Source organism: Streptomyces sp. NPDC029122, assembly GCF_055569445.1.
The window spans coordinates 49,787-62,462 of the sequence record NZ_JBVHWK010000013.1 but is presented as its reverse complement, the minus strand read 5'-3'; the positions used below and the strand labels follow the sequence as shown (position 1 = coordinate 62,462).

The window sequence follows — 12,676 nt, the reverse complement described above, 5'->3', positions numbered from 1 at the left end:
AAGACATGGCCCCAGTCGCCATGCGCAGTGTTGCGAAATCCCTTTCCGAAGCGAAGCCGGTCTCGTACTGGCTGGACGACCCCGGCCGCCCGGCTCCGCAGCCGGCCCTCACCTCCGACGAGCGCTGCGACCTGCTGGTCGTCGGAGGCGGCTACAGCGGCCTGTGGACCGCGCTGCTCGCCAAGGAGCGCGACCCCGGACGGGACGTCGTACTGATCGAGAGCAAGGAGGCGGGCTGGGCCGCTTCCGGCCGCAACGGCGGGTTCTGCGCGGCCTCCCTCACCCACGGCCTGGCCAACGGCCTGGCCCGCTGGCCCGGTGAGCTGGCCAAGCTGGAGGAGCTCGGCGCCCGCAACCTCGACGCCATCGAGGAGGCCGTCGCCCGCTACGGCATCGACTGCGACTTCGAGCGCACCGGCGAGATCGACGTGGCCACCGAGCCGCACCAGGTCGAGGAGCTGCGGGAACTGCACGAGCAGGCCCGCGGGCTGGGCCTCGGCGCCGGCTCCGAGTGGCTGGAGGGCGAGGCACTGCGCGCGGAGATCGACTCGCCCACCTTCCTCGCGGGCCTGTGGGACCGCGACGGCGTGGCCATGCTCAACCCCGCGAAACTGGCCTGGGGCCTGAAGCGGGCCTGCCTGGAGCAGGGCGTGCGGATCTACGAGAACACGCGCGGCCTGAAGCTGGCGCAGGCGGGCGCCGGGATGACGGTGGAGACCCCCTACGGCACGATCCTCGCCCGCCGGGTCGCGCTGGGCACCAACATCTTCCCGTCGCTGGTGCGCCGGATCCGCCCCTTCACCGTCCCGGTCTACGACTACGCGCTGATGACCGAGCCGCTGGACGAGGCGCAGCTGGCTTCGATCGGGTGGAAGAACCGCCAGGGACTGGGCGACAGCGCCAACCAGTTCCACTACTTCCGGATCACCAGGGACCACCGGATCCTGTGGGGCGGGTACGACGCGGTCTACCCCTACCGGGGGAAGCTCGACTCCGAGTACGACCACCGCCCCGAGACCTACCTCAAGCTCGCCGAGCACTTCTTCACCGCCTTCCCGCAGCTGGAGGGGGTGCGCTTCAGCCACGCCTGGGGCGGGGCCATCGACACCTGCTCCCGCTTCTCGGCCTTCTTCGGCACCGCGCACCGCGGCAGGGTGGCCTACGCCGCCGGATACACCGGGCTGGGCGTGGGGGCCACCCGCTTCGGCGCCGACGTGATGCTGGACCTGCTCGACGGCCTGTCCACCGAGCGCACCCGGCTGGAGATGGTGAGGTCCAAGCCCATGCCGTTCCCGCCCGAGCCCCTCGCCTGGACCGGGATCGCCCTCACCAAGTGGTCGCTGGCCCGCGCCGACGCCCGGGGCGGCCACCGCAACCTGTGGCTCAGGACGCTGGACCGCCTCGGGCTCGGCTTCGACAGCTGACCCCGCACGTCCCCGCGCACACGCGTACGCCGGCACACGGGTGCGCCCCGGCGCACGCTTCCGGCCGCCCCTGTGCGCTTCACCTCCATGGAGTAACGCAACCCGCGTCATAGCCCCGCCCGGCCCCCCTCTCTCCCCGTGAGAACCACACCGAGACGAGACGACGGAGGCCGGGCGATGACGCTCCCGGGAGCGAGGACCGCGGTGGAATGGCTGGTTTCGGCAGCACCGGATCCGGCTGCCTGCCGGTGGGAGTGGGAGCGCAACCCCCTCGGGGTCGCCCTGCTGCCCGCCGGCCGGCAGTGGGACGTGCTGATCGTGCCGGGGGAGCTGGGGCGGCCCGCCCTCGACGTGCTGCGCCTGCTGTCCGGTCCGCCCGGCCCGGTGCTGGCCGACTTCAAGGACGCCAGGGTGGGCTTCTTCGTGCCCCCGGGCACGGCGGCCCGCTGGATCGGCACGGGCGTACGGGGAGCCGGGCGCGGGACCTGGATCGTGGTCCCGTACCCCGGCCGGGCGACCGGCGGGGCCCGCTGGCTGGAGGTCCCCGACGGCCGCGGCACGCTCACCGACCCGGCGGTGCTGGAGCTCGCGCTGCACGAGGCCGCGGCGGCGCGGGCGCTGGCGGAGGAGTCCCGCAGGCCCTGACCGCACGGACCCCGCGGGCGCCGGCCGCCGCCGCTCCCCGGCGGCGGACCGGGCTCCCCCCGGTGCGGCCGGGACTCAGCTCCCGCCCCGGCCTCCGGCCGCCCGGCGCACGCCCAGCAGCGGCGGCACGCACAGCAGGACGCTGGCCAGCACGTCGAGGGGCCAGTGGAACCCGCGCAGGACCAGGCCCGCGGCCGTCGCCGCCGACAGGACGAGCGCGGCCGCCACCGGCCAGGGACGGCGGGTGTACGGGGCGAGGAGCAGCGCCGCGCCCACGTAGGCGGTCAGGGCCGTCGCCGTGTGGCCCGAGGGGTAGTAGCCGGCGGCCCAGGGCTCCAGCGGGCCCGGGCGGGCGGTCCACGCCTTGAGCGGGACGATCAGCGCCGGCACCAGGGCCATCGCCAGGCCGGCCGAGAGCGCGGCGAGGCGTCGGCCGCGCCAGGCGGCGTACGCCATGGCCAGCGCGAGGACGGGGACGGCGACCGGGACGTTGCCCAGGTCCGCGAGGCGCTCGGTGACGGCGTCCGGGACGGTGCGCACGAGGGCGCGGCTGAGCGCGTGGTCCGGGACCAGGAGCGGCCCCGACACCAGGACCTGCCAGGTGATCAGGGCGAAGAGGCCGAGGCACAGGGCCGTCGGGAGGATGGCCGGCCACCCCGGAACAGGGGGGATGGTTCCGGGGCGGCCGCCCGGACCGGGTTGCCGTTCGCCCCGGGGGGTTTGGGGCGGACGGCCGTCCGATCTGTGAGGAGTGTGCGCGAACGCATGACCAGTACGGCGCTGGGGAAGCCCGGTACCGGTGTCGCCCCCGGTCTCCCGGAAACGGTCTGTCTCACTCATCTGCAGAAACCGTACGCCAGCGAAAGGGGGACCGACAGCGGGAACGCGCTCCCGCCATCGGCCCCCCACAGCTTCTTCACAGCGCCCGCCCGTTACCGGTGGTAGCGGGCGGGCGCCGCGTCCAGGCGTTCTAGACCTTCGGAACTGACGTTCGGTCAGATGGCCGCGAAAGCGCCCTCGATGATGTCCAGGCCCTCGTTCAGCAGGTCCTCGCCGATGACGATCGGCGGGAGGAAGCGGAGCACGTTGCCGTAGGTGCCGCAGGTGAGGACGAGCAGGCCCTCGGCGTGGCAGGCCTTGGCGAGCGCGCCGGCCGCCTCCGGGAACGGGGTCTTGGAGACCGGGTCCTTCACCAGCTCGATCGCGATCATGGCGCCGCGGCCGCGGATGTCGCCGATGATCTCGTACTTCTCCTGCATGGCCGTCAGGCGGGCCTTCATGACGGACTCGATCTTCTTCGCCGCGGCGTTGAGGTCGAGCTCCTTCATGGTCTCGATGGAGCCGAGCGCGCCGGCGCACGCCACCGGGTTGCCGCCGTAGGTGCCGCCCAGGCCGCCCGCGTGGGCGGAGTCCATGATCTCGGCGCGGCCGGTCACGGCGGCGAGCGGCAGACCGCCCGCGATGCCCTTGGCGGTGGTGATGAGGTCCGGGACGATGCCCTCGTCCTCGCACGCGAACCACTGGCCGGTGCGGCAGAAGCCGGACTGGATCTCGTCGGCTACGAAGACGATGCCGTTGTCGTTGGCGAACTTCACGATCGCCGGGAGGAAGCCCTTGGCCGGTTCGATGAAGCCGCCCTCGCCGAGGACCGGCTCGATGATGATCGCGGCGACGTTGTCGGCGCCGATCTGCTTGGTGATCTGGTCGATCGCCTGGGCGGCGGCCTCGGGGCCGCAGTTCTCGGCACCGGTGGGCCAGCGGTAGCCGTAGGCGACCGGGACGCGGTAGACCTCGGGGGCGAACGGGCCGAAGCCCTGCTTGTACGGCATGTTCTTCGAGGTCAGCGCCATCGTCAGGTTCGTACGGCCGTGGTAGCCGTGGTCGAAGACGACGACGGCCTGGCGCTTGGTGTACGAACGGGCGATCTTGACGGCGTTCTCGACGGCCTCGGCGCCCGAGTTGAACAGCGCCGACTTCTTGGCGTGGTCGCCCGGGGTCAGCTCGGCGAGTGCCTCGCAGACCTCGACGTAGCCCTCGTACGGCGTGACCATGAAGCAGGTGTGCGTGAAGTCGGCGAGCTGCGCGGACGCGCGGCGCACCACGGCCTCGGCGGAGGCGCCGACCGAGGTCACGGCGATGCCGGAGCCGAAGTCGATCAGGCGGTTGCCGTCGACGTCCTCGATGATGCCGCCGCCCGCGCGGGCCGTGAAGACGGGGAGCACGGAGCCCACGCCGCCGGCCACCGTCTCGAGGCGGCGGGCCTGCAGCTCCTGAGACTTGGGGCCGGGGATCGCGGTGACGATGCGACGCTCCTGCGGGACAGCGGTCATAGAGGGCTCCTGGGGGGTGTTTTCGGACGCACTTGTGTCTTTGTCCGCAGGCTAGGCCCGGCGGAGGGGGTAAGGCATGCTCCGTTCGGGAGTGGTGTCCGCGTGTCCTTGTCCGTGACGGCCATAGGAAGGAACCGGCACCCCTCCCGCGGATCACCGCGGGGTGCGGGGCCAAGTGCCCGGCCGGGCACTAGATTGAGCGCCGCGGCGCGTTGGGAACGGGCAGGGGGCAGGGGTTCATGAACACCGAGGGCACGCACGACGGACCGTCGACCCGCGAGGGTCACGTCCCACGGCCGGCGGGCCCGCAGCCGCCGCCCGGGGCCCCGCCGAAGCCCCGGCACGCGCCCGCCGTCGGGGGCCCCTTCACCGACTGGCTGCGCACCCCGCGCCCGGGGGCCGAACCGGGCGTCTGGCGCTTCGGCCACGTCCCGCGCGCCGGGAGCGGGGAGGACCCCGCCACGGACCGGTCGCTGCTCAGCGGGGTGGTCATCTCCTTCCTCGCCTGCGTCCTGCTGTGGTCCCTGATCACCGACAACTACATCCCGTACACCGACCTGCCGGTCAAGCTGCTCACCCCGCACGACTGGTGGGAGCTCGGCGGCGCGCCCAAACCCGGTCCGGGCGTCGCCGCGCTCCAGGCGTACATGCTGCTCGTCACCGGGGCGCTGGTGGTGTGGTTCAGCCGCCTCGGCTCCTGGGGCCTGGCCTTCGAACGGCTCGTCGCGGCCCGCGGCCCCCGCGCGCGGGTCCTCGGCGCGGCGGCGCTGGCCCTGTTCGTCGTGGTGGTCATCTGGACCCGGACCGTGCCCCTCCTCAGCCTCGTCGGCGGCCACCTGCCCTACGCGGAGATGAGCCCGGGAGTGCAGCAGCTGGTCACCTACCTCGTGTACGGGGTGGTCCTGGCACCGGTCCTGGTCTTCTTCGCCCGCCTGGCCCGCCGGCCCGCCCCCGGCCCCGGGACGCCCCCCGTGGAGGCGGCCCCCGGCGCCGACCCCGCCGACTGGCCGGAGCTGCGCGCGGCCGGACTCGCCGCGGCCGCCGAGCGGCTGGGCGCCGAAGCCGCGGCCGGGCGGATGAACGACGTGGACTACACCCGCATCCGGCGCGCCTGGGAGTCCGTACGGGCCGACCCCACCCGGCTGCGGGCCTTCGAGACCGCCGTACGGGAGAAGGGCGCCGCCGCCTGCGTCCACCCCTCCGGCGACCGCGACCTGCCGGTCCGGGCCGCCCGCCACGACCTGCTGGCCCGGCAGGTGCTGCTCGGCACCGTCGAGGACGGGGAGCGCAACCCCTACGCCCGCCGGGGCACCGGGCTCGCCCTCGACCCCGGCGTGCTCGGCACCTCCCTGCTGGCCGTCGGCCCGTCCGGCACCGGCAAGACCGCCCGCCTCGTACGGCCCGTCGTCGAATCGCTCGCGCTCCAGGCGCTGGCCGGCCGGGCCGCCGTCGTCGCCGTCGGCGCGGCCGGCTCCCGGCTCGGCCCCGACAGCGCCTACGACATCGTCGTGCGCGTCGGCGACCCCGCCTCCGTCCACGACCTCGACCTCTACGGCGGCACCGCCGACCCCGACGAAGCCGCCGGCCTCCTCGCCGAGGCCTTCGTCGGAGACGTCCCCGGCATCGACGTACGCCGGGCCGCGACCACCCTCGCCCAGCTGATCGGCCCCTTCCGGGAGGCGTACGGCCGCTTCCCCGCCGTACCCGAACTGCGCGAACTGCTCGACGGGGTGCCCACCGCCCTCACCGCGCTCCGCCAGGCACTGGAGGGCACCGGCCGGCAGGCCATGCTCCGCGAGCTCGACGCGCGCCTGCGCCAACAGGGGGCCCCCGGGGACCCCGGCCCGGCGCTCGCCGACCGGGCCGCCCTCCTCGACCGGCCCGCCTTCGCCGGCTTCTTCGACGTCGGGGCCTACGACGCCGCAGCGGCCGCCGACGGCTCCGAGCGGCGGGGGCGCCCCTTCTCGCTGCGCGCCCTCGAACACCCCGTACGGGTCCGCGTCGACCTCCCCGAACGCGGGCACGCCGACGCCTCCCGGATGCTGGCCCGGCTGCTCCTCGCCCAGTTCAACGCCTCCGCCGCCGCCCGCGCCGACCGCTCGCTGTTCGCCTTCCTCGCCCTGGACGACGCCGCGCACACCCTGACCCCGGAGACCGTCCGCGGCGTACAGCGGCTGCGCTCGGCCAACGCCGGGGTCCTGCTGACCCTGCGCACCCTGGACGACGTACCGGAGGCCCTGCGCACGCCGCTGCTGGGCGCGGTCGGCTGCCGGATGGCCTTCTCCGGGGTCACCACCTGGGACGGGCAGCGCTTCGCCGAGGCCTGGGGCACCGAGTGGGTCGAGACCCGCGACGTCACCCACCGGACGGTCTTCGCCGACCAGCCGCTGACCCGGGCCCTGCACGCCTTCCGCAAGCTGGTCACCGGAAAGGCCGTGACCACCGACGCGGTCACCGTGCGCCAGGTGGAGCGCGAACGCTGGTCCGCCTCCGAGCTGGCGCACGCGGTCCCGCCCGGCTGCGCGGTGCTGTCGCTGACCTCCGTCCTGGGGGAACGAGCCGCTCCGCTGCTGCTCCGGCTGTCGGGGACCGGCTGAGGGGACCCGTACGGGGTGGCAGAATCGAAAGGGGTCGTTCATACGACATGGCGAAGACCCGTTCCGCGGCCCCGTCCCCCTCCCTCCCCGTCTGGAACCCGATGCCGCTCACCCTTGCCTCGCTCGTCCAGCACTCGGCGCTCAAGCTCACCGTCCGGGCCGGGGAGAACCGCCTCGACACCCCCGTGCGCTGGGCCCACGTCAGCGAGCTCGCCGACCCCGTGCCGTACATGGAGGGCGGCGAGCTGCTGCTCGTCACCGCGATGAAGCTCGACGCCGACGACCCCGAGGAGATGCGCCGCTACGTACGGCGGCTGGCCGCCGCCGGCGTCGTCGGCATCGGCTTCGCCGTCGGGGTCAACTACGAGGCCATCCCCGAAGCGCTGCTCCAGGCCGCCCGCGAGGAGGACCTGCCGCTGCTGGAGGTGCCGCGGCGCACCCCGTTCCTCGCCATCAGCAAGGCCGTCTCCGCCGCGCTGGCCGCCGACCAGTACCGGGCCGTGACCGCCGGCTTCGAGGCGCAGCGGGAGCTGACCCGGGCCGCGCTGTCCTCCGACGGCCCGGCCGACCTGCTGGCGAGGCTGGCGGCCCACGTGCACGGCTGGGCCGCGCTGTACGACACCTCCGGCGCGGTCGTCGCCGCCGCCCCCGACTGGGCGGCGCGGCGGGCCGCCCGGCTCACCCCCGACGTGGAGCGGCTGCGGGAGCGGCCCGCGCCGGCGAGCGCGGTGGTGGGCGGCGCCGAGGACCGGGTCGAGCTCCAGTCCCTCGGCACCGGGCGCCGGGCCCGGGGCGCCCTCGCCGTGGGGACGGCGGCCCCGCTCGGCACCGCCGAGCGGTACGCGGTGCACTCCGCCGTCGCGCTGCTGACCCTGACCACCGAGCGCTCCAGATCGCTGCACGACGCGGAGTCACGGCTGGGCGCTGCCGTGCTGCGGATGCTGCTGGAGGGGGAGCCGGAGCACGCGCGGGCCGTGGCCGGGGACCTGTACGGGGCCCTGCTGGAGGCCCCGTTCCGCATCATCGTCGCCGAGCCGGCGCTGCCCGGGACGGCCCAGCCGGAGGGGCTGGCCCTGCTGGCCGACGCGGTGGAGTCGGCGGCGGCGCGGACCGGGGAGACGCTGCTGGTGGTCCCGGAGCCGGGCCGGCTGGTGGTGCTGGCCGCCGACGGGGGCTCGGCGGCCCAGGCGTGCGCCGACCACGCGGAGGCCCAGGAGTCCCGGCGCGGCCGGGACGCGGCCGGGCCGGAGCCCGACGAACTGGTGGTCGGCCTGTCGGCGCCGGCCGGCCCGGCGGGGGTCGCGGCGGCCCTCAAGCAGGCCGACCAGTCCCTCGCGGTGGCCCGGCGGCGGGGGCGGGCGCTGGTCGAGCACGAGGACCTCGCGGCGGGCTCGGTCCTGCCGCTGCTCGCCGACGACGCCGTACGCGCCTTCGCGGACGGCACCCTGCGGGCCCTGCGGGAGCACGACGCGACCGGCCGCGGCGACCTGGTGGCCTCCCTCCAGGCATGGCTCTCCCGCCACGGCCAGTGGGACGCCGCCGCCGCCGACCTCGGCGTCCACCGCCACACCCTGCGCTACCGGATGAAGCGCGTCGAGGAGATCCTCGGCCGCTCCCTGGACGACCCGGACGTCCGCATGGAGCTGTGGCTCGCGCTGAAGGCCAGCCCGCCGGCCTCCTGACGCGCGCACCCCTTCCGGCGCGCCGGACCGGCCCCGTGAGCGGGGCGCCGGGGGAGGGACAGTGCCAAAGCGGAGCAGGGGCGCGGGAAGGTGCTCCATGCCGGATAAACACCGAAAGCCCGGCGGAGTCCTACCGTGGTGGGGACAACGACCCACCGCACACTCCGAAGGGCCGGGATTCGCATGACTTCCACCCACGCCTTCTGGCTCGCCGGCCGCCAGGCCACCGGCCAGGACAGCTTCGACGTCCACAACCCGTGGGACGGACGCCTGGTCGGCACGGTCAGCGTGCCCACCGACGCCCAGGTCGAAGAGGCCGTGGCCGCGGCGTACGCCGTGACGGCGGAGTTCTCCGCGACCCCCGCCCACGTACGTGCCGCCGCCCTGGACCACGTGTCCAAGCGGCTCTCGGAGCGCACCGAGGAGATCGCCCAGCTGATCTCCGCCGAGAACGGCAAGCCCGTCAAGTGGGCCCGCGGTGAGGTCGGCCGTGCGGTGTCCGTGTTCCGTTTCGCCGCCGAAGAGGCCCGCCGCTTCAACGGCGGAGAGGCCCAGCGCCTGGACACCGACGCCGGCGGCGTCGGCCGCCTGGCCCTGACCCGCCGCTTCGTCAAGGGCCCGGTCCTCGGCATCGCGCCGTTCAACTTCCCGCTGAACCTGTGCGCCCACAAGGTGGCCCCCGCCATCGCCGTCGGCGCGCCGATCATCCTGAAGCCGGCCCCGGCCACCCCGCTCTCCGGCCTGATCCTCGGCGAGCTGCTCGCCGAGACCGATCTGCCGGCCGGGTCCTGGTCCGTGCTGCCCGTCGCCAACGACAAGATGCCGGCCCTGGTCAAGGACGACCGCCTCCCGGTCATCTCCTTCACCGGCTCCGACACCGTCGGCTACGCCATCCAGCAGTCGGTGCCCCACAAGCACTGCACCCTGGAGCTGGGCGGCAACGCCGCGGCCGTCGTCCTCGCCGACTGGTCCTCCGACGCCGACCTCGACTGGGCCGCGACCCGCATCGCGACCTTCTCGAACTACCAGGCCGGCCAGTCCTGCATCTCCGTGCAGCGCGTGATCGCCGACGCCTCCGTCTACGACCGCCTCGTCGAGAAGGTCGTCGAGAAGGTCCGCGGCCAGGTCACCGGTGACCCCTCCGACGACGCCACCGACGTCGGCCCGCTGGTCTCCGAGGACGCCGCCAAGCGCGTCGAGTCCTGGGTGGACGAGGCCGTCTCCGCCGGTGCCAAGCTGCTCACGGGCGGCAAGCGCGACGGCGCCACGGTCGAGCCGACCGTCCTCGCGGACGTCCCGGCCGGCGTGAAGCTCGCCACCGAGGAGGTCTTCGGACCGGTCCTGACCCTGACGAAGGTCCAGAACACCGACGAGGCCTTCGCCGCCGTGAACGACTCGAAGTTCGGCCTGCAGACCGGCGTCTTCACCCGCGACGTCCAGGTCGCCTTCCGCGCGCACCGCGAGCTCGAGGTCGGCGGCGTGATCATCGGCGACGCCCCCTCCTACCGGGCCGACCAGATGCCGTACGGCGGCGTCAAGCAGTCCGGCGTGGGCCGCGAGGGCGTCCGCTACGCGATGGACGACTACACGTACGAGCGCGTCCTGGTCCTCACGGGCCTCGACATCTGACCGACTCGTACGGTCACAGACCGACGGCCGGAGCCTACTGTGCGGGGGCTCCGGCCGTCCCCCTTTCCGCCCCCGCCCTCCGGGGCGGGGATCCCCCTTTTGCACGCGTCCGTATTTTCCCCGGCGCCCGGAGCGGGTACGACTGACAGGTAGCACCGATCGGTAGGCCCCCCGATGCGGCGAGGTGAGTACCCGGATGTCGGCAACACGGCCCGTACAGCCCAAGGTGACCGAGCGCGAGGCCCGGCAGGTCGCGGAAGCGGCCCGCGAGCAGGACTGGCGCAAACCCAGCTTCGCCAAGGAGCTCTTCCTCGGCCGCTTCCGGCTCGACCTGATCCACCCCCACCCGGCGCCCGCCGACGAGGACGTCCGGCGCGGCGAGGCCTTCCTGGCCCGGCTGCGGGACTTCTGCGAGAACGAGATCGACGGGCGGCGCATCGAGCGCGAGGCGCGGATCCCCGACGAGACGGTGCGCGGGCTCAAGGAGCTCGGCGCGCTCGGCATGAAGATCGGCACCGAGTACGGCGGCCTCGGCCTCACCCAGGTCTACTACAACAAGGCGCTCGCCCTCGTCGGCTCCGTCAGCCCGGCCATCGGCGCCCTGCTCTCCGCACACCAGTCGATCGGCGTGCCGCAGCCCCTGAAGATGTTCGGCACGAAGGAACAGAAGGACGCCTACCTGCCGCGCTGCGCCTCCTCCGCGATCAGCGCCTTCCTGCTCACCGAGCCGGACGTGGGGTCCGACCCGGCGCGGCTGGCCACCACCGCCGTGCCCGACCCGGAGGACGACGACACCTACGTCCTCGACGGGGTGAAGCTCTGGACCACCAACGGGGTGGTGGCCGACCTGCTCGTGGTGATGGCCCGGGTCCCCCGGAGCGAGAACCACCGCGGCGGCATCACCGCCTTCGTCGTGGAGGCCGACTCGCCGGGCATCACCGTCGAGCACCGCAACGCCTTCATGGGCCTGCGCGGCCTGGAGAACGGCGTCACCCGCTTCCACCGCGTCCGGGTGCCCGCCGCCCAGCGGATCGGCGCCGAGGGAGCCGGCCTCAAGATCGCGCTGACCACCCTCAACACCGGCCGGCTGTCCCTGCCCGCCATGTGCGTCGGCGCCGGCAAGTGGTGCCTGAAGATCGCCCGGGAATGGTCCGGCGTGCGCGAGCAGTGGGGCCGCCCCGTCGCCCGGCACGAGGCCGTCGGGGCGAAGATCTCCTTCATCGCCGCCACCACCTTCGCCCTGGAGGCGGTGGTGGACCTCGCCTCCCAGATGGCCGACGAGGACCGCAACGACATCCGCATCGAGGCCGCCCTCGCCAAGCTCTACGGCTCCGAGATGGCCTGCCTGATGGCCGACGAACTGGTCCAGATCCGCGGCGGACGCGGCTTCGAGACGGCCGAGTCCCTCGCCGCCCGCGGCGAACGCGCCGTGCCAGCCGAGCAGCTCCTGCGCGACCTGCGCATCAACCGGATCTTCGAGGGCTCCACCGAGATCATGCACCTGCTGATCGCCCGCGAGGCCGTCGACGCCCACCTCTCCGTCGCCGGGGACCTCATCGACCCCGAGAAGGACCTCGGCGACAAGGCGAAGGCCGGCGCCCGTGCCGCCGGCTTCTACGCCCGCTGGCTGCCCAAGCTCGCCACCGGCCCCGGCCAGGTCCCCGGGACCTACCGGGAGTTCCACCCGGCCGGCCACCCCGACCTCGCCACCCACCTGCGCTACGTCGAGCGCGGCTCCCGCAAACTGGCCCGTGCGATGTTCATGGCGATGGCGCGCTGGCAAGGCCGCATGGAGACCAAGCAGGGCTTCCTCGGCCGGATCGTCGACATCGGCGCCGAGCTCTTCGCGATGAGCGCGGCCTGCGTGCGCGCCGAGCACCTGCGCGAGAGCGGCGACCACGGCCGCGAGGCCTACCAGCTCGCCGACGCCTTCTGCCGCCAATCCCGGCTGCGCGTCGAGGAGCTCTTCGGCCGTCTGTGGTCCAACACCGACGACCTCGACCGCAAGGTCGTCGAAGGGGTCCTCGGCGGCGCCTACACCTGGCTGGAGGAGGGCGTCCTCGACCCCTCCGGCGACGGCCCGTGGATCGCGGACGCCGCCCCCGGCCCCTCCACCCGGGAAAACGTTCACCGTCCCCTGCGCTGACCTGCCATCATCGGCAGCAGACCGGACGGATGTACGAGTACGGGCGTACGGGCACGAGCACCGGTACCGGCACGAGCGCGAGGCGGGCGAGGACGATGGCGACGGCCGAGGAGGACCGGGCCCGCCGACGGCTGGCCTGGGGGGGGGGGGGGGGGGGGGGGGGGGGGGGGGGGGGGGGGGGGGGGGGGGGGGGGTGGGGGTGGGAGGGGGGGGGGGGAGAAAC

The 12,676-nt window shown here is 74.2% G+C and carries 8 protein-coding genes; 6 read left to right on the top strand and 2 right to left on the bottom strand.

Annotated features, from left to right (window positions below; all coding sequences use genetic code 11):
• Positions 1–5 precede the first annotated feature (5 nt).
• Together ACZ4WZ_RS17265 and ACZ4WZ_RS17260 are read left to right on the top strand one after the other, a co-directional pair.
• A complete protein-coding gene (locus tag ACZ4WZ_RS17265; RefSeq protein WP_467890997.1) occupies positions 6–1,424 on the top strand; it encodes an NAD(P)/FAD-dependent oxidoreductase in 1,419 nt (472 codons plus the stop codon).
• A 177-nt stretch (positions 1,425–1,601) separates the two neighbouring features.
• A complete protein-coding gene (locus ACZ4WZ_RS17260) occupies positions 1,602–2,069 on the top strand; it encodes a bifunctional DNA primase/polymerase (RefSeq protein ID WP_467890994.1) in 468 nt (155 codons plus the stop codon).
• 75 nt (positions 2,070–2,144) lie between these two features.
• Here ACZ4WZ_RS17260 and ACZ4WZ_RS17255 read toward each other — a convergent pair whose 3' ends face one another.
• Together ACZ4WZ_RS17255 and gabT are read right to left on the bottom strand one after the other, a co-directional pair.
• Positions 2,145–2,657: a phosphatase PAP2 family protein gene (locus ACZ4WZ_RS17255; protein ID WP_467890991.1), complete on the bottom strand. Its 513-nt coding sequence runs from the start codon at positions 2,655–2,657 to the stop codon at positions 2,145–2,147.
• Between the two features lie 407 nt (positions 2,658–3,064).
• Entirely contained in the window at positions 3,065–4,399 is a 1,335-nt protein-coding gene (gene gabT / locus ACZ4WZ_RS17250; protein WP_467890988.1) for a 4-aminobutyrate--2-oxoglutarate transaminase, read from the bottom strand.
• Between the two features lie 239 nt (positions 4,400–4,638).
• Between gabT and ACZ4WZ_RS17245 the strand changes: the two genes are divergently transcribed.
• The 4 genes from ACZ4WZ_RS17245 to ACZ4WZ_RS17230 all read left to right on the top strand — a co-directional run bounded on the left by ACZ4WZ_RS17245 (position 4,639) and on the right by ACZ4WZ_RS17230 (position 12,453).
• Positions 4,639–6,996, top strand: a complete 2,358-nt coding sequence (locus ACZ4WZ_RS17245; protein WP_467890986.1) for an ATP/GTP-binding protein — start codon at positions 4,639–4,641, stop codon at positions 6,994–6,996.
• Positions 6,997–7,097: 101 nt separating this feature from the next.
• The gene (locus tag ACZ4WZ_RS17240; protein ID WP_467891221.1) at positions 7,098–8,678 is read left to right on the top strand and encodes a PucR family transcriptional regulator; all 1,581 of its coding nucleotides are present in this window, start codon (positions 7,098–7,100) and stop codon (positions 8,676–8,678) included.
• Positions 8,679–8,861: 183 nt separating this feature from the next.
• Positions 8,862–10,307 (top strand): aldehyde dehydrogenase family protein, encoded by a 1,446-nt coding sequence (locus ACZ4WZ_RS17235; protein ID WP_467890983.1) that lies wholly within the window; start codon positions 8,862–8,864, stop codon positions 10,305–10,307.
• Between the two features lie 196 nt (positions 10,308–10,503).
• Entirely contained in the window at positions 10,504–12,453 is a 1,950-nt protein-coding gene (locus tag ACZ4WZ_RS17230) for an acyl-CoA dehydrogenase family protein (RefSeq protein ID WP_467890980.1), read from the top strand.
• The last annotated feature ends 223 nt before the right edge of the window (positions 12,454–12,676 follow it).